The following is a 20,483-nucleotide window of genomic DNA, read 5'->3' as shown; positions in this document are numbered from 1 at the left end:
ATCCCACCAATGGGGGCCGCCGGTAAAACAACACGTTCGACCGATCGCTACGGACCGTCAGGAACCGAGCTGTCCGGAGGGCTGACTTATCTCCCGCTCCGTGGTCCCGTAGCCGCCCGCCGTCGCACCGACCGTCGCCCCCGCGAGCAGCCAGAACCCGGTGTTGCCGACGACCCAGCTGTACGAGGACATCCACGAGGAGTATGCGCAGAAGGCGCACATCGCGGCCAGCATCGCGGCCCACAGCAGGCGGTCGGCCCCGCCGTTCGCCACGGCGAGCCGGACCGCGACCCAGAGCACCGCCACCACGGCGAGCACGTAGAGCCCGAACCCGACGTAGCCGGTCGCGGCGAGGTTCGCGAGGACGGTGTTGTGGACCCCGATGTCCGCCTCCCCGATGTAGCGCTCCGAGCGAATGTAGAAGTTGCCCCCGCCGATCCCGAACCAGGGATACTGCCCGGCGAGCCGGATCGCCGCGGCGTACTCCTCCAGCCGGATGTCGAGTGAACTCGTGCGGAACACCTGCGCGCCGCCGTCGGCCGACGTGACGATCCACTGGACGACGCGGGCGAGCGCGAGGAACCCCACCACGAGAGCGCCGACGACCGGCAGCGCGGCGAGCGTCGAGTAGCGCCGCTTCGTCCGAACCGCGAGCGTCCCGAGGAGGTAGAGCCCGAAACACGCGCCCAACAGCAGGAGCGTCGCCCAGCCCGCGTCGGTGTCGGCGACCCGTATCGAGAGCACCGCGCCCACGATCCCGACACCGACCGCGAGCAGCGCGGGCCACGACCGCCGGGCCGCGACCGCGACCGCCAACGGGATGACCATCAACAACAGCATCGTCAGCTCGCGGCCGTGGCCGACGAACCCGCCGGCGTAGAAACCGGTGGCGACCTCGTAGGGGCCCAACGCGAACGCCCCGAGATAGCGGTCGGGTGGCTCGCCGAGGAAGGGAAAGCCGAGCATTCCGCCGTTCACGACCTGGGCGAGCGAGACGACGAGGTTCCCGGCGACCGCGACCACGAACGGCGTCACCACACACCAGACGTCCGTCCGGCGCGCCACCAGCGCCGCGACGCCGAACACGACGAGATAGCGGAGCTGTTCGACCCCGTACATCAGCCCGGCCGTCTCGGAGCCGCCGTTCGCGACGGCCCCCGCGGCGACCGTCCAGCAGACGAAGCCGGCGAGACACGCGGCCGCGAGCCACCCGGCGTTCAACCCGACCGAGGCACCGTCCTCGACCGCGTCGGCAACCAGGAACACCGCGAGCGGTATCGCGACGAGGTCGACGGCGACGAGGTCAAGGGTGGCGATCCCTGGGCCCGTCACGAGCGTCGCACCGATGTCGAACACCGCCAGAACGACGACGGCGCTCGCGAGCCCCTCGAACGCCCGACCGGTCGCCACCACGGCCACGAGATAACACAGGCCCGCACCGACGACGACGGCGGCGGTCGGGAGGTCGAACGCCGCGGCGACCGCCGGGACGCCGATGGCGAGCAGCCCCGTCAGCAGCGCCGCGGTCCGGACGAAGGGGGTGGACGCGGAGGGGCGTGCGGAGAGGGCGTTGTCGACCCCGTCGAACCGATCCCTGGTGAGTTCGATCACAGCAGTACTTCGATACGGTACGGTACGTATGATAATACTTGTGCCGATTTCTTCCACGAAACGGCGTGTGGGAAGAGCGGCGACCGGATCGGTTTTATCCGGGCGCTGTGCGGCGTTCGTATGGACCTGTCGGTCGTGGTGGCGTTCATCGTCGGCGTGCTCCAGGGGATCTTCGAGTGGCTCCCGATATCGAGCGAGGGGAACATCACCATCTACCTCCGGGTGGTCGAGAACCTCCCGGCGACGGTCGCCGTCCAGCTCTCGCTGTTCCTCCACGCCGGCACCGCGCTCTCGGCGGTTCTCTACTACCGCGGCGTGATCGTCGACGTGCTCCGGGACGTCCCCGACTGGCGACCCACCGATCCCTTCGCCCACGACACCGCGGAGCTCTCCTTCTTCGCGGTCGCGACGGTCGTCTCGGGCGTCGTCGCGATCGGCTCCTACGTCGTGCTGAGCGAACTCGTCACCGGCCTCGGTGGCGGGGTGTTCATCGCGGTCATCGGCGTGTTGCTCGTCGCGACCGGGCTCTTCCAGCGGCTCGCGCGCGACGAGGGCGGCACCCGAACCGACCCGGACCTCCTCGATGCCGTGCTCGTCGGGCTCTTCCAGGGGTTCGCGGTGCTGCCCGGCGTCTCGCGGTCGGGCGGGACCACCAGCGCGCTCCTCCTCCGTGGCCACGACGGTCCCTCGTCGTTCCGACTCTCGTTCGTGCTCTCGATCCCCGCGGCGCTCGGCGGCGCGCTCCTCGGGGTCGTCGACGATGGGCTACCCGCGCTCGCGCCCACGACCGCGCTCGTCGCGCTGGTCACCAGCGCGGTCGTCGGCTACCTCACCATCGGCGCGCTGATGCGGATCGTCGAGCGGGTCTCGTTCTGGCTGGTCTGTGTGGTGCTCGGGCTGCTCGCCATCCTCGGGAGCACCGTCTTCCTCGTCTGAGTCGAGATACCTATTTCACCGCCCGCGACGCCGTTCGAGCTATGCCCACCTATCGAGCGGTCCCCGACGACCGTGTCGACGAGTTTCGGGGGATCCTCCAGTACGCCTTCCGACCCGCCGAGACGCCCACGAGCTACGAGTCCATCGAGGAGCTTCCGGGCCCGGCGCGGCTCGGCGTCCGCCGCGGGATGTTCGACGGCGACGACCTGCTCTGTACCGGCGTCCACCACTGGTTCACGGCCACCGTTCGCGACACCGAGCACCCGCTCGCGGGGCTCTCGGGGGTCGCGACGCCGCCCGAGAACCGCCGCCGGGGGCTAGTCGCGGACCTTCTCCACGAGTCGTTGGTCGAATATCGCGAGAAGGGCTACTACCTCTCGGCGCTCTGGCCGTTCGCCTACGCCTTCTACCGACGGTACGGCTGGGCGCAGGCGGGGACCACCGCGACCGTCGAGTGCGACCCCGAGGTCCTGTCGTTCACCGCCGACGCGGACGGTGGCCGGTTCCGCGAACTCGGGCCCGACGATTTCGAGCGGCTGAATCCCGTTCTCGACGCGGCGGGCGAGGGCGTCTCGCTCTGGATCCGCCGGACCGAGGAGTGGTGGCGAAATCGGGTCTTCGAGGGCTGGGAGCAGGACCCCTACGTCTACGGCGTCGAGCGCGAGGGCGAGCTCCGGGGCTACGTCGTCTACGAGGTCGAGAACGACGACGGCCGGACGATGCGGGTCCGCGAGTGCAACGCGCTCGACCACGAGGCCTCCCTGGACCTCCTCCGATTCCTCTCCTATCACGACTCACAGGTCGAACGCGTTCGTATCCGGAGCCGACCAGACACCCTCCTGTTCGACCTCGTCGACGACCCGCGCGCCCTCGACTACGAACTCACGCCCGGCGGGATGGTCCGGATCGTGGACGTCGGAGCCGCCCTCGCGGCGCTCGACTATCCCGAGGTGGAGGGTCGTCTCGTGCTCTCCGTCGCCGACCCGGTCGCCGACTGGAACGACGACACGTTCGCGCTCGACGTGCGGGCCGGCGAGGCGACCTGCACGCGCGTGGACGAGCCGGCGGACGCGAACGTCCCCATCACGACCCTCTCACAGCTGTTCGTCGGTCATTTCTCGGTCGAGCGCGCGACGGTCGCCGGCGACCTCGCTATCGAGTCCGAATCGACAGAGGCACTCCTCGACGAACTGTTCCCACCGCGTGAGGTGTGTCTCAGCGAAGGGTTTTGAAGGAGAGCCGAAGCCGCGTTATTTGGGTCGCTGGCGGTAGATCAGGTTGCGTTGGACGGCGTTCGCGCCCTCGTAGATCACGGGCACGCGGCAGTCGCGGTAGACCCGCGCGATGCGGTTCTCGGTGAGGACGGAGCGGCCGCCGTGGAGCTGCATCCCGCGCTCGGCGCACTCGACGGCGGCCTCGGTGGAGGTCGCCTTCGCGAGCGCGGCCCAGTAGCCCGTCTGGTCCTGGTTCGCGACCTTGTCGGCGGCGCGCCAGTTGAGCGCCCGCGCGCGCTCGAACTCCATCAGCATCTCCGCGAGGTCGTGCTGGACCGCCTGAAACTCGCTGATGTCGCGCCCGAACGCCTCGCGGTCGTGGACGAACGACCACGCCTCCTCGATGGCGGCCGCCGCCATCCCGAGGCCGTGGCCGCCGACCACGACGCGGCCCTGGTTGAAGAACTCCGCGAGCATGTAGAAGCCCGCACCCTCGACGCCGACGAGGTTTTCTTCGGGAATACGGCAGTCGTCGAAGACGATGTGGCCCTGCTTCGAGGCGCGGTAGGCCATCTTCTCGGGGATGTGTTCGGCCTCGTAGCCCGGCGCGTCCGTGGGCACGATGAACATCGAGTAGTTGCCGTATCGGTCGTCGCCGTCACCGCTCTTGGCGTAGACGGTGAGCCAGTCGGCCTCGACCGCGTTGCCGACCCAGTACTTCTCGCCGTTCAACACCCACTCCTCGCCCTCTTTCTCGGCCGAGGTCGTCATTCCCGCGAGGTCCGAGCCGGTCTGGGGTTCCGAGACCGCGAGGCCCGTGATCTGGTCGCAGGCCGCGACGGGTGCGATGTACTCCTCCTTTTGCTCCTCGTTGCCGTACTCCTCGACGATCTCGGCCCCGAAGCTCGCGAGCTGGAGGGTGAGCGCGATGCCCGCGTCGGCTCGATAGAACTCCTCGGCGATGGCGAGCATCTCGTGGAGCCCGTAGCCTTTTCCTCCATACTCCTCGCCGATGTCCTGGGCCACGAGGCCAGCTTCTTGGCCCGCTTCGAGGATCTCCCAGGGGTACTCGCCGCTGGCGTAGTACTCTTCGGCGTTCGGCATGATGTGCTCCTCGGAGAACTCGTGGGCTTCTCGCTTGACCTCGCGGACGTCCTCCGGCACGATGGATTCGTCCAGTAACTCCATGGCACACGTTTCGGTCGCGGTCCCCAAATAGTTCGTGTAAACCGGGGGTCGTTTGTGAACCGTTTATTGTGTACTACTCCGGGGCGGCCTCCTCGGGGGCACGGCCCTCGACCAGGGACTCGTCCGAGAACTCCTCGCGGAGGTCCTTCTTCGAGAACTTCCCGGTCGCGGTCTTCGGGACGCTCTCGATGTAGACCACCTCGTCGGGCACCCACCACTTCGGGTAGTCGGCGGCGATGCTGTCGAGGAGTTCCTCGGTGAGTCGCTCCTCGTCGGCACCGTCCGTCGGCACCACGAACGCCACGGGCCGTTCCTGCCACTTGTCGTGGGGGACGCCGGCGACCGCGGCTTCCGAGACCTCGTCGTGGGCCATCAGCGCGTTCTCGAGTTCCACACTCGAGATCCACTCGCCGCCGGACTTGATGACGTCCTTCGCGCGGTCGACGATCTTGATGTACCCATCGGAGTCGACACTCACGACGTCGCCCGTCTTGAGCCATCCATGTTCGAAGTCCTCCTCGTTGGCCTCCGGGCGCTCGAAGTACTCCGTCGTGACCCACGGCCCGCGGACCAGGAGTTCGCCGAAGTCCTCGCCGTTCCACGGGACTTCGTTCCCATCGTCGTCGACGACTTTGAACTCCAGACCGGGCATCATCAGCCCCTGGGTGGCGCGTTTCTCGTATCGGCGGTCGGCTTCCCACGACTCCATACCGGTCTTGAGCCGCGCCGCCGACCCGATGGGGCTCATCTCGGTCATGCCCCACGCGTGGAGCACCGTGACCCCGAGGTCGTCGAAGCGCTCGATCACCGACTTCGGCGCGGCGCTCCCGCCGATGACGATCTCCTCGAGCGAGGAGAGGTCGACCTCGTGGTCGTTCATGTACTCGAGCAACCCCAACCAGACCGTCGGAACGCCCGCGGTGAGGGTCACCCCCTCCGACTCGATGAGGTGGGCGAGGTCTTCGGGCGTGGGTGACGGGCCCGGATAGACGTGCTTCGCGCCGGCGGCGGTGGTCGAGAAGGGCATCCCCCAGGCGTTGACGTGGAACATCGGCACCACCGGCATCACCACGTCCGCGTCGTCGACCGCGAGCCCCTGCGGGCTGATGGTCGACATCGCGTGCGACCAGAGCATCTGCTGGGTGTACTCGACCCCCTTCGGCCGCCCCGTGGTCCCCGAGGTGTAACACATCCCGGCCCGGCGGTCCTCCGAGAGCGTCGGCCAGTCGTACTCGTCGCTCCTGCCCTCGATGAACGACTCGTAATCCACCACCGGGTCGAGCTCCGTCTCGGGGACGTCCTCGCCCATCACGACGAACCGCGTCACGGAGTCGAACGAGTCGGGGTCGAAGGCGGCGTCCAACTTCTCGACCAGCGAGGGATCGACGAACAGGAGCTGGTCGCCCGCGTTCTCGACGATGTACTGGATGTGTTCGTCGGGCAGGAGCGGATTGATGGTGTGGAGCTGGCGGCCCGAGTCCGGCACCGCGAAGTAGGCCTCGAAGTGCCGATGATGATTCCAGCAGAACGTTCCTACCCTGGCATCGTCGGTGATACCGGCGTCGTTGAGGGCGTGCGCCAGCCGCGCGACTCGTCTTCCATACTCCGCGTAGTCGTAGCGCTCGATGCCGTCGTGGGTTCGCGAGACGATCTCGGTGTCGGGATACAACCGCTCCGCGCGCCAGCGGAACGGCCGGATGGTCTGGTCGGTGCCTCCGGGCATACCCTCGTAGAGGCACTCCTTGCTAATGATTCTTCGCCACAGATCGCCGTGCGAAACGGGGTCGTCAGTCCGAGTCGGTCGCGCGCTCGGCTTCGATCTCGCGCGCGGCGGCGAGGATCCGGTCGTCGTCGATGTGTGCCAGCAGTCGGTCCTGGCCGCGTTCGGTTCGGGTCGCGACCGTCTCGTCGTCGATGTAGGTGTCGAACCGCCGGTCGATCTCGCGCTCGCGGAGCTCGACGGCGCGCTCCGCGTCGAGCCCGTGGTCGTCGGGCGTTCGCTCCGCGAACAGCTCCCGCCACCGGTCGCGGTCCGCCCACTCCCCGGTCAGTTCGGCCTCGCGTCGCCGCCAGTCGTAGTGCGCCGCGAGGTCGTCCGGATAGCCGTGTTCCCGGCGGGCGTCCGCGAGCACGGTGCGGGCGACGTGTGCGCCACGACCGGCCGCGACGACGACCTGGACGTCGGCCTCGCCACCCGGAGAGACGACGTAGAGCCCGTCGACGGGTGTGCTGCCGTCGCGGTCGGCGTAGTCGGGGTCGAAGCGCTCGTAGGTCTCACCGTCGTGGACGTACTCGTCGAAGGCCGCCTCCCCCACCACCGGCCGGAGGTAGTCCGCGCCCTGTCGGGTCGCCGCGACGACTCGCTTCGCGTGGACGGGCTCGCCCTCCTGTGGTTCGACGATGAACCCGCCGTCGGTCGCGCGTTCGACCGATTGAACCATGTCCGGAACGAGGTCGGCCCCCGAGGTCTCGACGTGGTCGTGGATGAGGTCGTAGAACGTCGCGACGTCGATGCCCGCCGGGAAGCCGAGGTAGTTCTCGAGGTACGCACAGCGCTGGAGCGACGACTGGCCGCGGTCGAAGACGGTCGTGTCGAGCCCGTAGCGCGCGGTGAACACCGCCGCCGAACAGCCCGCCGGCCCGCCGCCCACCACGACGACGTCGGATTCGGTGGGCACCGTCTCGCTCACGTCGTTCCCTCGCCGGTGATGATCCTCGCGACGCGCTCGCGGTCGAAGAGCTGCTCGTTCGCGGGGATCTCCGGGTACGGGCCTTTCTCGTAGGTCGGCCACTCGCCGAACCGCTCGGGATAGAGCTGTTTCGCGCTCATCTCGAGCTGGAAGAGATTGAGGATCGGACCCTGATACCGCGCGCCCTGGGCGTAGACTCGGTCGTTTTTGACCGCCGTGACGTCCGCCGCAACCGGGTCGTCCGCGAGCCCGCTCCGGATGCCGGGCATGTCGGTGTCGGGGTGCATCCCGCCGAGCGCGAGGATCACCTCGGGATCCGCCGCGAGCAGGGTCTCCGTATCGACCGTATCACCCGAGGAGACGTCGTCGCCGAACGTCTCGGCCGGCTTCAGCGGGCGGATGTGCGCGACCAGGAAGCCGGGGACGCCGACCTTGTAGGCGTAGATGCTTTCGAGGTCGCTGAGGCCGAGCAGCGCCACGGTCGGCCGCTCGCCCTTCGCCGGGAGCTCCGATTCGATGGTGTCGCGCAGGTCCGAGTGGATGGACGACAGCGCCCGGTACCGTTCCTGCTCCTGGAACACCGCCGCGACCTTCTCGAACATGTCCCAGAGCGAGTAGTAGCGGTACTGGTCCTGGTAGGCCTTCGGCGGGGTCGCGTGGGTGTCGCTGTACTGGTTCCCGAACCACGGCGCGACGTTTTCCTCGATCTCGGCGAGGTCGCTCTCGTTCCAGCCCTCGACCGCGAAGACGCTCGCGGGGTCGGCGAGGTGCACGTCGCTGTCGAGCTCGTAGAGCTTCTCCTTGCTCGGTTCCCACGAGGAGTAGAGTCCCGACCAGTCGAGCGACACCCCCGGCAGGCGCGGGGTGAACTGGTTCCAGAGCGCGTCGTAGTAGTCGGGCGCGTGCATCGCGTTGACGTCGTTCCCTCGCCCGAGCGCGAACGCCATCCCCGCGAGGTGGGTCAACCGCGTGAAGATGGTCTTCGGGACCGCCTCGAACGTCACCTCGCCCATCGGGGCCATCGTCACCGAGTACGCGTTCGCCGCCCCGCTCGTCGTCCCGTCGGTTTCGTTCGTCCCGCCTCCCGTCTCGGTGCCGTCACCGGACGCGCCCGAGGCAGTGTCGGCCTGCGTCCCGGTCGACCCCGACGATCCGTTCGCACCACCCGAACCGTTCGAGCCGCTTCCTCCACTACCGGTACAGCCGGCGAACAGCCCGCCGCCGATGAGCGCGCCGCCGTACTTCACGTAGTCGCGTCGCGTCGATACGCCGTCTCCCGTCTCGTCGCTCGCCATACGGTTTAGGCCAGCCTAAGATATAAAGCCGTTTTCCTTTTCGGCCGGCCGAAGTTTGGGAGTACTCCGAACCTACTTCCACTTGATCGAGCAGCCGCGCGAGGGCTGGAACTGCTGGTCGACGGGGACCCCCGTCAATACCGACTCGATCGCGCCCGCCATCTCGAAGCCGTGTTCGCCCGAGGGTTCCTCGTCGGGGCCGGTGGCGTCGTCGAGGCGGCCGTGATAGGCGAGCTCGAAGCCGCCGTCGCGCTTCGCGAACAGGAACGGGTCGGGGGTGCAGACCGCGCCGTAGGCCCGCGCGACCTCCTGGGACTCGTCGCGGAGGTAGGCGTCGTAGCGGACCGTGCCGTCCTCGACGAGTTCCTGCATCCGCTCGAAGGAGTCGTCGGGGTACTCCTCGGCGTCGTTGGCGTTGATACCGACGACCGCGACCTCCTCGTAGCTCTCGGCCAGTCCGTTGAGCGCCTCGATCTTCGCCTGGGCGTAGGGACAGTGATTGCAGGTGAAGACCACGAGGAGCGCGTCGTGGTCGTGATAATCGACGAGCGCGTGGCTCGCGCCGTCGGTCCCCGGGAGTTCGAAGCCGGGCGCGCTGTCGCCGCGTTCGAGCTCGCGTGCGGACTCTTCGAGCGTCATACGCCCTTCGAACCCCCGAAGACGCAAAGGTGTTTCCGCCCCGAGGAAGCTTTTTCTCAGTACGGCATCATTCGACCATATCGATGGACGAGATCTCGGTGTTGTGGGTTGACGACGAGCGCTCGGTCGCGGACCTCGGGGCGACCCACCTCGACCGCCTCCTCGACGGCGTCGACGTGACGACCGAGACGTCGGCTTCGGCCGCGCTCGAACGGTTCGAGCACGCGCCGGGGGCGGTCGACTGTATCGTGAGCGACTACACCATGCCGGGGATGGACGGGCTCGAATTCCTCGCGGCGGTTCGCGACTCCCACCCGGCGGTGCCGTTCATCCTCTTCACCGGCAAGGGCAGCGAGGAGGCCGCGAGCGAGGCGATCTCGGCCGGCGTCACCGACTACCTCCGGAAGGGCACCGGGAGCGAACAGTACGAACTCCTCGCCAACCGGATCGAACACGCCGTCGAGGCCGACCGCGCCACCGACCGTGCCGCCGACCTCGCCCGGATCAACGCCGTCGTGGCGGAGGTCCAGCGCGAACTCGTTCGCCAGTCGACCCGCGAGGGGATCGAGACACGGGTCTGTGAGTGCCTCGCGGGCTCCGCGTCGTACAGCCAGGCGTGGATCGCCACGGCGACCGACGACGGGTTCGCGGTTCGCGAACGCGCCGGCGACGGAGCGGCGTTCGACGACCGCCCGACCGACGACACGACGCTCGACGACACGACGCTCGACGACACGACGCTCGACGACGGTCCGATCGGTCGGGCGATGCGCACGGGCGAACCCCAGGTCTATCACGACGGCCAGGACGGGACGTTCGAGTCGTGGCGCGAGACGGTGGACTGCCACGGGTTCGACTCGGTCATCACGTTGCCGCTGTCGTACGACGAGGCGTCCTACGGTGTGCTCGGGATATACGCCGACCGACGGGCGTTCGAGGCCGACGAACGCGACGCGCTCACGGAGCTGGCCGGCACCATCGCGCAGGCGATCCACGCCGCCGAGACGCGGGGCCAGCTCGAACGCCGCGAACGCGCGCTCGCCGAGTCCGAACGGAAGTACCGGGCGCTGCTCGACACCGGGCCGGACGCGGTCCTCGTCGTCGACGCGGCCACGGGGGAGGTCGTCGAGACCAACGCCGCCGCCACGGCGCTCCTCGGTCGCGACCGCGAGTCGCTCCTCGGGGCGGACTACACCGAGCTCTATCCCGAGGACGAGGCGGAACGGTATCGGGAGCTCTTCGACGAGGAGTCGTTCGTGGACGGGAAACGGTCCGTGGGCGTCCTCGACGGGTCACCACTGGTGGTCGAGCGTGCCGACGGCGAGCACGTCCCGGTGGAGGTCGGCGCGAGCATCGTCGAGCTCGACGACCGGCGGTTGATACAGGGGGTGTTCCGGGACGTCTCCGAGCGGCGGGCGCGCGAGCGCGAACTCCACGAGGAACGGGCGGTCATCGAGAGCCTGTTCGACGCCACGCCGGACCCGATCTACGCCTTCGACGCCGACGGCCGGATGCTCAGGTGGAACGAGACCTTCGAGTCGGTCGTCGGCTACTCGACCGAGGAGATAGCGGGCATGAACTGCCTCGAGTTCATCCCGCCGGCCGACCACGCGCTGCTCCGGGAGAAGATCGAGGCGGTGGTCGAGCGCGGCGAGCGGGTCACCGTCGAGTCGGCGTTCGTGACGAAGACCGGTACGGTCATCCCCCACGAGTTCAGCGGCGCGCAGATCGTGACCGAGGAGTTCCAGGGGGCCGTCGGCACCGGGCGCGACATCACCGACCGAAAGGCCCGCGAGCGCGAGTCCGAACGGTACCGGACGGCGACCGACGCGGTCTACGTGCTCGACAGCGAGGGCCGCTTCGAGTTCGTCAACCAGGGCTTCACCGACCTCACGGGCTACGAGGCCGCGGACGTCCTCGGCGAGAGCGTCGAGCAGATCAAGGACCCCGAGACCGCGGAGATGTTCGAGGAGCTCGTCGGCGAGATGTTGTCGACGGGTGCCGAGGAGACGACCGTCGAGTTCGAGATCCGGACCGCCGACGGCGACCGGGTGGCATGTGAGGACCACCTCGCGCTCCGACTCGCCGACGGCGAGTTCCGTGGGGTCGCGGGTGCGATCCGCGACACCACCGAGCGCCGCGACCGCGCGAGGACCGTCGCCGCGCTCCACGAGGCGACCCGGGATTTCATGCGCGCCGAGGGCCGCCCCGACGTGGCTGACGCCACCGCGGCGGCCGTCGAGGACGTCCTCGGCTTCTCGCTGGCCGCGGTCCGGTTCTACGATCCGGAGACCGATACCCTCGACCCCGTCGCGCTGACGCCGAGCGGTGCCGAGCAGCACGGCGACCGGCCGAGCTACGACCGCGACGAGGGGTTCCCGTGGCGCGCGTTCGAGGCCGAACAGCCCATCGTTGCCTCGGGGAGCGCCGTGATTGACACCCGTGTCGACGTCGAGAGCGCGCTCTACGTCCCGATCGGCGACCACGGGACCCTCAGCATCGTCTCGACGGAGGGGGACTTCGGGGACGCCGACATCGAACTCGCCCGGATGCTCACCGCGAACGCCGCGACCGCGCTCGACCGGCTCGCGCGCGAGGAGCAGCTCCGGCGCTACCGCCGGATGCTCGACACCGCCGGCGACAGCATCTACGCGCTCGACACCGAGGGTCGGTTCATGGCGGCCAACGACCGCCTCCTCGACGTCGTGGGCTACACCCGCGAGGCGCTGATCGGCGAGCACATCTCGGCGATCCTCGATGGGGAGGCGATCGAGGCGGGCACCGACGTCGTCCGCCGACTCCTCAGCCACGACGCCGAGCGCGACACCGCCTCGTTCGAGTTCGAGGTTCGACTGGCCGACGGCAGCCTCCGGCCCTGCGAAGCCCAGGTCACGCTGCTCCGGACCGACGGCGAATACGAGGGCAGCGTCGGCGTCATCCGCGACGTCTCGGAGAAGAAGGAGAACGAGCGGTACCGACGCAAGCTCTACGAGACGACGTCGAGCAGCGGGCTCGACTTCGACGAGCGGATCGACCGGCTGCTCGAACTCGGCTGTGCGTATCTCGACGCCGACGTCGGATTCATGACCCACATCGAGGACGGAACGCTCCGGATCGAGGCGACGCACGGCTCGCACGAGGCCATCGAGCCGGGGGCGGAGTGTCCGCTGTCGTCGGTCTACTGCCGACGGACGGTCGAGACCGACGGTCCGTTCGCGGTCAACGACGCGGTCGCGGCGGGGTGGAAGGGCGACCCCGCACGCGAGTCGTTCGACCTCGATAGCTACATCGGCGGGAAGCTCACCGTCGACGACGAGGTCTACGGGACGTTCTGCTTCGCGGACCCGAACCCGCGCGACCCGTTTTCGAGCGCCGAGCAGGGCTTCGTCGACCTCGTCGCCCGCGGGGCGAGCCGCGAGCTCGAACGCCGAAAACACGAACACGACCTCGAAGCCCTCCACGACGCGACCCGACGGATGATGACGGCGGTCGACCGGGACGCGGTGGCCGAGACGGCCGTCGCGACGGTCGACGACGTGCTCGACATCCCGTTGAGCGCCATCTGGCGATACGACGAGACCGACGACGTCCTCCGACCGGTCGTCACGTCGGACCGAAGCATGGAGGTGATCGAAGCGCCCCCGGCCTTCGCCGGCGAGGGCAGCCTCTCGTGGGAGGCGTTCGAGACGGGCGAACCCCGCTCCTACGACCGTGTCGACGACGAACCGGGGGTCTACAACCCCGAGACGCCCATGCGGAGCGAGATGATGCTCCCCATCGACGGCTACGGCCTGATGATCGTCGGCTCGGTCGAGCCGGCGGCCTTCTCCGACCGGGAGTTCTCGCTGGCGAAGCTGCTGGTGACCAACGCCGGGGCCGCGATGGAGCGTGCCGAGCGCGAACACCTCCTCCGCGAGCGACAGCACGAGCTCGTGACCGAACGCGACCGGCTGACCGCGCTGTTCGAGAACGTCACCGACGCCGCGGTGAGCTACGAACTGGTCGACGGCGAACCGATCGCCAGACGGGTGAACGCCCGATTCGAGCGGATCTTCGGCTACCCCGGCGAGGAGGTCATCGACGAGAACATCGACGACTACATCGTCCCGGCCGAGCACGAAGCCGAGGCGGACACGTTCAACGAGGCGCTCATCGAGGGCGAGAGCCTCCAGGCGACCGTCCGTCGGCGGACCGCGGACGGGGTTCGGGACTTCCTGCTCCACATCGTCCCGCTCGAACCCGACACGCGCAACCTCGCTGGCTACTCGCTCTACACCGACATCACCGAGCAGAAGCGCCACGAGCGCGAGCTCGAACGTCAGAACGAACTCCTCGACGAGTTCGCGAGCGTGATCAGCCACGACCTCCGGAGCCCGATGAGCGTCGCGCGCGGCCGGGTCGAACTCGCCGAGGCCGAGGCCCCCTCCGACCACCACGAGGACGCGCTGTGGGCGCTCGACCGAATGGACACCCTGATCGAGGACGTCCTCACCCTCGCCCGTCAGGGGAAGGTCATCGGCGAGACCGAACCCGTCGCGTTCGAGGACGTCGCCGAGCGTGCGTGGCGGACGGCGGGCACCGAGACGGCGAGCCTCACCGTCGAGGCGCTCGACACCGTCGAGGCCGACCCCGACCGCCTCACGCGGCTGTTCGAGAACCTCTTTCGCAACGCGCTCGACCACGCCGGCGAGGAGGCGTCGGTGGTCGTCGGGGCACTCGAAAACGGCTTCTACGTCGCCGACGACGGCCCGGGGATCCCCGAGGGCGAACACGAGAAGATCTTCGAACACGGCTACTCGACGACCGAATCGGGGACCGGGCTGGGCCTGATGATCGTCCGGAACATCGCCGAGGCCCACGGCTGGGACGTCCGTGCGGTCGACGGGACCGACGGTGCTCGCTTCGAGGTCACGACGTAGTCGGACGACGTCACGTACGAGGCCGAGAGGCGATATTTTTTGTAGTTCCCGCTGTAGAGATATGTATTGTGGCGATGCAGCGATCCGCGGCGGCGGATGCCGACCCGATCCGGGTGTTGTTCGTGGACGACGAGCCGGCGATCGTCTCGCTCGCCGCGACGGTGCTCGGGGGGATCGACGGGTTCGTCGTCGAGACCGAAACCAGCGCCGCGGCGGCGCTCGACCACCTCGACGATGCCTCGGTCGACTGTATCGTCAGCGACTACCGGATGCCTGGAACCGACGGGCTAGAGCTCCTCGCGACGGTTCGCGACTCCCACCCGAAGCTCCCGTTCATCCTCTCGACCGGCAAGGGCAGCGAGGAGGCCGCGAGCGAGGCGATCTCGATGGGCGTCACCGACTACCTCCGGAAGGGTGGCGGGGTGGACCAGTACGAACTCCTCGCCAACCGGGTCGAGAACGCGGTGGGCCAGCGTCGCGCCGAGAAGGCGCTGGCCGAACGCGAGCGCCGGCTCGAACGCCAGCGCGACGAACTCGCCCGGCTCGACCGGATCAACGTCGTGATCCAGGGGATCATCCGCGGGCTGGTCGGGGCCGCGACCCGCGAGGAGATCGAACGCACGGTCTGTGAGCGGATCGCGGCCTCCGACCTCTACGGGGTCGCGTGGATCGCCGAACGCGACGAGACGGGCGGCCTCGCTGTCGAGACCGGTGCGGGGGTCGAGGACATCGCGGCGGTCGCCACCGACGGCGGGCTGGCGGACCCGGGCGTTCGCGCGCTCGAAACCGGGACGGTCCAAGTCGTCGAGGAGCCGTCCCCCTCGATGGCCGACGCACACGGCAGCTCCGGACCGATGGCGATGGTCCCCCTCTCCTATCGGGAGGTCGTCTACGGCGTGCTCGGGCTCTCGGCGACCCACCCGGACGCCTTCGCCGAGCGCGAGCGCGCGGGGCTCACGGTGCTCGGCGAGGTCGCGGGCTTCGCGATCAGCGCCGCCCAGAACATGAAGCTCCTGCTCTCCGATACGGCGGTCGCGGTCACCCTCCGCCTGACGGACGACACCGCGTTCCCCGTCGCGGTCACCGACCGGCTCGACTGTCGCTACAGCCTCGACGGCATGGTTCCGGCGGCCGACGACACCGTCCTCCAGTACGTCACGATCGAGGGAACGCCGCCGGAATCCGTGCTCGACCTCGCCGAGACGTTCCCCGGGATCGTGGAGGCACGTCTCGTCTCCGGTGGCGAGGAGGACGGGCTGTTCGAGTTCGCCACCACCGAGGGGCCGGCCGATATCGCGATCGACATGGGCGGGACGGTCCGACGGCTCACGGCCGAGGACGGCGAGGCGCGGTTGGTCTGTGAGGTCGCCGCCGACACGGACGTCCGACGGGTGGTCGACGCCTTCGAGGCGGCCTACCCCGGAACGGCGTTCCTCTCGAAGCGCGCGGTCGAGCTCCCCGTCGGGACCGAGGCGGGCTTCCGGCAGGCGGTCGACGACCGACTCACCGAGAAACAGCGCGCGGCCGTGCGGGCGGCGTTCTTCGCGGGCTACTACGACTGGCCGCGCGGCTCGACCGCCGAGGAGCTCGCGGCCTCGATGGGGATCTCCTCGCCGACGCTCCACAGCCACCTCCGGAAGGCCCAACGAAAGCTCCTGACCGCGTTCCTCGACGAGGAGGGGTAGCTCCGGACGACGTCCGGACCGGCCCGCCGCGAAAACCGGTCGGGAGCAACCTTTTTGCGACAGTGGCCGTACCTCGCGACATGAACACCCGCGCGGAACTGGTGTCGTTGCTCCGCGAGAACGCCCGATACACGACCGCCGACCTCGCCCGGATGACGGGGGCCGAGGAGAGCGAGGTCGAATCGACCATCGAGGCGCTCGAAGCCGACGGGGTCATCCGCGGGTACAGCGCCGTCGTCGACTGGCGGAACACCGACGACGAACCCGTCCGTGCGCTGGTCGAGTGTAACGTCACCCTCGACCGCGAGACGGGCTACGACGACATCGCGAAGCGGCTCGTGGGCTTTCCCGAGGTGGAATCCCTCCGGCTCGTGAGCGGCGAGTACGACTTCTCGATGACCGTCGAGGCCGACTCGATGGGTGAGGTTTCGAGATTCGTCTCGGAGAAGGTCGCGCCAGTCCCTGAAATAACCCAGACCGTGACCCACTACCTGATGGAGTCCTACAAGGAACACGGCATCGAGTTCGACGGCGACCGGGACGACGACCGGTTGTCGGTCTCGCCATGAACACGGTCGCGCGTTCCGCGCTCCCTGCTCACGTCTGCTCGCGGCGGCGTAGCCGCCGCTCACATGGTCCGCGGAACCGACGGTTCCGCGCTACTCGCCACCGGGGGTGGCTCGCGTGAAGATAGCCGAACGAGTCGAGCAGGTCCCGCCCTCGGGCATCCGGCGCTTCTTCGAACTCGCCGAGGAGATGGACGACGTGATCTCGCTCGGGGTGGGCGAACCCGACTTCACCGCACCGTGGAGCGCCCGCGAGGCCGCCATCGACTCGCTCGAACGGGGGAAGACCTCCTACACCGCGAACCGGGGGATGCGAGAACTCAGGGAGGCCATCGCGGGTCGGGTGGTGAGCCAGTACGACCTCGACTACGACCCCGACGAGGAGATCCTGGTGACGGCGGGGGCTTCGGAGGCCATCGACGCGGCGTTCCGCGCGTTCTGCGACCCGGGGGACACGGTCGCAGTGGCCCAGCCGTCGTACGTGTCGTACGTGCCTGGCGTGATCTTCGCGGGCGGGGAGCCCCTGCCGGTACCGACGCGCGAAGCCGACGAGTTCCGGCTCACGGCGGAGGTGCTCCGGGAGGCTGGGGCCGAAGAAGCTGAGGCGCTGGTCTACTGCTATCCCAACAATCCCACGGGGGCGACGATGCGCGAGGAGCACCTCGAACCGGTGGCCGAGTTCGCCCGCGAACACGATTTGACCGTGCTCGCCGACGAGATCTACGCCGACCTGACCTACGACGGCGACCACACCTCGATCGCCACCCTGCCGGGGATGCGCGAACGAACGGTGGTGTTCAACGGCTTCTCGAAAGCCTACGCGATGACGGGGCTCCGGCTCGGCTACGCGCTCGCCCCCCCGGAGGCGATCCGCGCGATGAACCGGATCCACCAGTACGGGATGCTCTCGGCACCCACCACCGCACAGCACGCCGCGCTCGACGCGCTCGAACACTGCGACGACGACGTCCAGGAGATGCGCGCCCAGTACGACCGCCGGCGGCGGTTCGTGCTCTCGCGATTCGCGGAGATGGGCATCGACTGTTTCGAGGCCACCGGCGCGTTCTACGTCTTCCCCGAGAGCCCGTGGGCGGACGCCGAAGCGTTCGCCGAGGCGGTCCTCGAGGAGTGCGGCGTGGCGATGGTCCCCGGCGACGTCTTCGGCGCGGGCGGCGAGGGCCATCTCCGGGTTTCGTACGCGACGGGACTGAACGAGCTGCGCGAGGCGATGGACCGGATCGAAGCGTTTCTGGAGTGAGTCCTGTGTTCTCTTTTCGCTCCTAGTCCGTAATCGGGGAGCGGAAGATGGGGCGTTCGCCTCGAAACAACTATTATTGTTCCAACACGAATATGAGGACATGAGCTCTCTTCCCTCTCGCCAGTCGTATGGAAACCTGCTAGCGATCATCGGGTCTGGAATTGTGGTCCTTCTCAATTGGGTCCTCGGACTGGGATCTCCGTCGGCCGTCGTCCTCCCGGCGCTGGTCTTCGGGGGCGCAAGCGTTCTCTCGTGGCTGGAAGGGTTTCAGCGCGCGAGCGTCGGCTATCTCTTCGTCGTGCTGGGGTTTGGTGTTCTCCTTTTCGGAATACAGGACAACACAGTCGCGTTCGTCGCGTTCTTCGGCTGTGTCCTCGCTGGCGGTGGGCTGATTCTCTACGAGGGTATCGTTCACGCCGACAGGCAAAACGCTAAACGAAATGGCTCCACGGGCTAACGACGAGTTCCGAACAGCCCTCGAAGCATCACGGCTTTACCGTCCGATCCCATGCAACCCACATGGTCGACGGAACGCGTATCGCGGACGTTTCGGACGTTCCCGAGGGCGGGTCGTACCTCTTCACCGCCGAGGACGCCTTCACGAACGAACAGGAGGTCATCCTGGTCCACTGCGACGAGGAGCCCGGCATCGAGGCGTGGATCAACACCTGTACCCACGAGACCCAGCGGTTCGACCGGGGTTCGGGCGCGCCGATCCGCGACGGGCAGATCATCTGCCCGAAACACGGCTCGCTGTTCGACACCTGCTCGGGGGAGTGCGACAACGGCGAAGCGGCGGGGACGACGCTGCCCGGTGTCGAGGTCGCCGTCACCGACGGCGAGGTAGTGCTGACCGACGACAACTACGACTACCTCCGGGACGGCGGCACCGGCGACGACGGGCCGTCTTCGAGTTCCCACCTCTCGTTTTAGGTGTCGTCCCGTGGATTGACGACCTCGTAGAAGCCCACCACCAGCGAGGGCACCACGACCATGAAGAGGTGCTCCTCGATGGGGATCCCCAGAAATTCCCTGCCGGTGCGGAGGTTGATCTGGAAGACTCCCACGTCGAGGGTGTAGCGGTCCCAGACGTACGCCAGCGGGTAGAGCGCGACGACGGTCTTGGCGGCACGACCGAGCGCGCCGGTCGCCGAGAGGAGGGCGTAGGCGAACGCGCCGAAGACGACCTCCGTCACGAGATACGTGTACCGACCGAACACGTCGATGTCGGGCACCAGTCGGGGAACTACTCACGGTGTGAACAAGGCTCTGGCGGTCACACGGGGCACAGTCTTGATTAGCCCCGGCGTCCAACCCTACGGGGTGAGCACGATGGATATCGCCGATATCGCAACCACGGACTACACCGCGGTGAGCGCCGACGAACGCCTCGGAAAGGTGCGGACGGCCTTCGACGAGGAGAGCCCGCGGGGACTGATCGTCACCGACGACGGTGCGTACGCCGGCGTGATAACCCAGCGTTCGTTGATGCAGTCCCACGTCGAGGACTCGACGAAGGTCAGCGCGGTGATGAACTCGGCACCACGGATCGAGCGCACCGCCGACGTTCGCGAGGTCGCCCGGATGCTGGTCGAGGGCAACACCAAGGTCGCGCCGGTCGTCGAGGGCGAGGAGCTCTGGGGGATCGTCACCGCCGACGGGATCCTCGACGCCGTCCTCGAGAACCTCGACGCACTCACCGTCTCCCAGATCAAGACCGACGACGTGGTCACGATCGCCGAGGACGCCCGCGTCGGCCAGGCGATCAACCGCCTCCGCGAGCACGGCATCTCACGCCTCCCGGTCGTCAACGACGCGGGCTACCTCACGGGCGTGCTCACCACCCACGACCTCGTGGAGTTCGTCGTCCGGAACATGAACCAGCCGACCGAGGGCGAGCGCTCGGGCGACTCACAGCGGATGCTCGACATCCCGGTCTACGACCTGATGAATTCACCTGTGGAGACCGTCTCCGGTGCGGACACGGTTCGCGATGCGGTCGCGAAGATGCTCGACAACGACTACAACGGCGTCATCGTCACGCCCGGCGACGACGACCGCCACGTCGCGGGCGTCCTCACCAAGACCGACGTACTCCGGGCGCTCACCTTCACCGAGGAGGACCACATCGACGTCCAGATCACCAACATCTCGCTGCTCGACACCATCACCCGCGACGGCGTCCGCGAGTCGGTGACGCAGGTCGCCGACAAGTTCGGTGAGATGCAGGTCCAACACGCCCACGTCCGCTTCCACGAACACAAGGAGAAACTCCGCGGGATGCCGCTGGTCCGGTGTGGCATCCGGCTCCGAACCGACAAGGGCCAGGTCGCGGGCACGGGCGAGGGCTACGGTGCGGAGAGCGCCTTCCGGGTGGCGCTCGACAAGCTCGAACGCAACGTGCTCGAACGCAAGGGTATCCGGGCGGACGAACAGCGCCGGGGCCAGATCCTCAGAAAGCTCAACGAGATCTGAGCCGCGG

At 68.2% G+C, this 20,483-nt stretch carries 16 protein-coding genes; 9 read left to right on the top strand and 7 right to left on the bottom strand.

The genetic code is table 11. The annotated features are described in order from the left end of the window. Positions 1-57 precede the first annotated feature (57 nt). Positions 58-1,611: an O-antigen ligase family protein gene (locus GT355_RS08390; protein WP_160134234.1), complete on the bottom strand. Its 1,554-nt coding sequence runs from the start codon at positions 1,609-1,611 to the stop codon at positions 58-60. A 120-nt stretch (positions 1,612-1,731) separates the two neighbouring features. On the opposite strand from GT355_RS08390, the gene GT355_RS08385 reads away from it, so the two are divergent. Both GT355_RS08385 and GT355_RS08380 read left to right on the top strand, forming a co-directional pair. Continuing rightward, positions 1,732-2,547 carry an undecaprenyl-diphosphate phosphatase gene (locus GT355_RS08385; RefSeq protein ID WP_160134233.1) on the top strand — a complete coding sequence of 272 codons (816 nt, stop codon included), beginning with the start codon at positions 1,732-1,734 and terminating at the stop codon, positions 2,545-2,547. Between the two features lie 41 nt (positions 2,548-2,588). Further along, complete coding sequence (locus tag GT355_RS08380; protein ID WP_160134232.1) at positions 2,589-3,779, top strand: GNAT family N-acetyltransferase; 1,191 nt, start codon at positions 2,589-2,591, stop codon at positions 3,777-3,779. An 18-nt stretch (positions 3,780-3,797) separates the two neighbouring features. Here the strand turns inward: GT355_RS08380 and GT355_RS08375 are convergent, their stop codons facing one another. From GT355_RS08375 to GT355_RS08355, 5 genes are all read right to left on the bottom strand, one after another. Then, positions 3,798-4,949 (bottom strand): acyl-CoA dehydrogenase family protein, encoded by a 1,152-nt coding sequence (locus GT355_RS08375; RefSeq protein WP_160134231.1) that lies wholly within the window; start codon positions 4,947-4,949, stop codon positions 3,798-3,800. A 73-nt stretch (positions 4,950-5,022) separates the two neighbouring features. Then, positions 5,023-6,672: a long-chain fatty acid--CoA ligase gene (locus tag GT355_RS08370; protein WP_160134230.1), complete on the bottom strand. Its 1,650-nt coding sequence runs from the start codon at positions 6,670-6,672 to the stop codon at positions 5,023-5,025. Positions 6,673-6,736: 64 nt separating this feature from the next. Beyond that, positions 6,737-7,639 carry an FAD-dependent oxidoreductase gene (locus GT355_RS08365; protein ID WP_160134229.1) on the bottom strand — a complete coding sequence of 301 codons (903 nt, stop codon included), beginning with the start codon at positions 7,637-7,639 and terminating at the stop codon, positions 6,737-6,739. Next, on the bottom strand, positions 7,636-8,934 hold the full coding sequence (locus GT355_RS08360; protein WP_160134228.1) for an ABC transporter substrate-binding protein: 1,299 nt from the start codon (positions 8,932-8,934) through the stop codon (positions 7,636-7,638). The genes GT355_RS08365 and GT355_RS08360 overlap by 4 nt, the downstream gene beginning before the upstream one ends. 72 nt (positions 8,935-9,006) lie before the next feature. After that, positions 9,007-9,573, bottom strand: a complete 567-nt coding sequence (locus GT355_RS08355; RefSeq protein ID WP_160134227.1) for a thioredoxin family protein — start codon at positions 9,571-9,573, stop codon at positions 9,007-9,009. A gap of 83 nt (positions 9,574-9,656) precedes the next feature. Here GT355_RS08355 and GT355_RS18240 point away from each other — a divergent pair, with 83 nt between their 5' ends. The 6 genes from GT355_RS18240 (at position 9,657) to GT355_RS08325 (ending at position 18,934) form a co-directional block, all read left to right on the top strand. Beyond that, positions 9,657-14,492: a PAS domain S-box protein gene (locus GT355_RS18240; protein WP_160134226.1), complete on the top strand. Its 4,836-nt coding sequence runs from the start codon at positions 9,657-9,659 to the stop codon at positions 14,490-14,492. A gap of 74 nt (positions 14,493-14,566) precedes the next feature. Next, entirely contained in the window at positions 14,567-16,177 is a 1,611-nt protein-coding gene (locus GT355_RS08345) for a bacterio-opsin activator domain-containing protein (protein WP_160134225.1), read from the top strand. Between the two features lie 80 nt (positions 16,178-16,257). Beyond that, positions 16,258-16,746 (top strand): Lrp/AsnC family transcriptional regulator, encoded by a 489-nt coding sequence (locus GT355_RS08340; RefSeq protein ID WP_160134224.1) that lies wholly within the window; start codon positions 16,258-16,260, stop codon positions 16,744-16,746. Between the two features lie 115 nt (positions 16,747-16,861). Further along, complete coding sequence (locus GT355_RS08335) at positions 16,862-18,001, top strand: pyridoxal phosphate-dependent aminotransferase (protein WP_160134223.1); 1,140 nt, start codon at positions 16,862-16,864, stop codon at positions 17,999-18,001. A 100-nt stretch (positions 18,002-18,101) separates the two neighbouring features. Next, entirely contained in the window at positions 18,102-18,458 is a 357-nt protein-coding gene (locus GT355_RS08330; protein WP_160134222.1) for a hypothetical protein, read from the top strand. Positions 18,459-18,520: 62 nt separating this feature from the next. Next, positions 18,521-18,934, top strand: coding sequence for a Rieske (2Fe-2S) protein (locus GT355_RS08325; protein WP_120073077.1), 414 nt, complete (start codon positions 18,521-18,523; stop codon positions 18,932-18,934). Here the strand turns inward: GT355_RS08325 and GT355_RS08320 are convergent. Continuing rightward, positions 18,931-19,239 carry a lycopene cyclase domain-containing protein gene (locus tag GT355_RS08320; RefSeq protein WP_160134410.1) on the bottom strand — a complete coding sequence of 103 codons (309 nt, stop codon included), beginning with the start codon at positions 19,237-19,239 and terminating at the stop codon, positions 18,931-18,933. The two genes, GT355_RS08325 and GT355_RS08320, sit on opposite strands and share 4 nt — an antisense overlap. 94 nt (positions 19,240-19,333) lie before the next feature. Between GT355_RS08320 and GT355_RS08315 the strand changes: the two genes are divergently transcribed. After that, the gene (locus tag GT355_RS08315) at positions 19,334-20,476 is read left to right on the top strand and encodes a CBS domain-containing protein (RefSeq protein ID WP_160134409.1); all 1,143 of its coding nucleotides are present in this window, start codon (positions 19,334-19,336) and stop codon (positions 20,474-20,476) included. Positions 20,477-20,483: the final 7 nt, after the last annotated feature.

This window comes from Halococcus salsus (assembly GCF_009900715.1).
Lineage (GTDB): Archaea > Halobacteriota > Halobacteria > Halobacteriales > Halococcaceae > Halococcus > Halococcus salsus.
Note: the sequence above shows the minus strand (reverse complement) of the source record. Positions and strands in the feature narration are given on the sequence as shown.

Bases quoted from the DNA above. Each gene is read 5' to 3' on its own strand.
- GT355_RS08385 (WP_160134233.1), top strand. From the start codon at position 1,732: ATGGACCTGTCGGTCGTGGTGGCGTTCATCGTCGGCGTGCTCCAGGGG.
- GT355_RS08380 (WP_160134232.1), top strand. From the start codon at position 2,589: ATGCCCACCTATCGAGCGGTCCCCGACGACCGTGTCGACGAGTTTCGG.
- GT355_RS08375 (WP_160134231.1), bottom strand. From the start codon at position 4,949: ATGGAGTTACTGGACGAATCCATCGTGCCGGAGGACGTCCGCGAGGTC.
- GT355_RS08370 (WP_160134230.1), bottom strand. From the start codon at position 6,672: ATGCCCGGAGGCACCGACCAGACCATCCGGCCGTTCCGCTGGCGCGCG.
- GT355_RS08360 (WP_160134228.1), bottom strand. From the start codon at position 8,934: ATGGCGAGCGACGAGACGGGAGACGGCGTATCGACGCGACGCGACTAC.
- GT355_RS08355 (WP_160134227.1), bottom strand. From the start codon at position 9,573: ATGACGCTCGAAGAGTCCGCACGCGAGCTCGAACGCGGCGACAGCGCG.
- GT355_RS18240 (WP_160134226.1), top strand. From the start codon at position 9,657: ATGGACGAGATCTCGGTGTTGTGGGTTGACGACGAGCGCTCGGTCGCG.
- GT355_RS08345 (WP_160134225.1), top strand. From the start codon at position 14,567: ATGCAGCGATCCGCGGCGGCGGATGCCGACCCGATCCGGGTGTTGTTC.
- GT355_RS08340 (WP_160134224.1), top strand. From the start codon at position 16,258: ATGAACACCCGCGCGGAACTGGTGTCGTTGCTCCGCGAGAACGCCCGA.
- GT355_RS08330 (WP_160134222.1), top strand. From the start codon at position 18,102: ATGAGCTCTCTTCCCTCTCGCCAGTCGTATGGAAACCTGCTAGCGATC.
- GT355_RS08325 (WP_120073077.1), top strand. From the start codon at position 18,521: ATGGTCGACGGAACGCGTATCGCGGACGTTTCGGACGTTCCCGAGGGC.
- GT355_RS08315 (WP_160134409.1), top strand. From the start codon at position 19,334: ATGGATATCGCCGATATCGCAACCACGGACTACACCGCGGTGAGCGCC.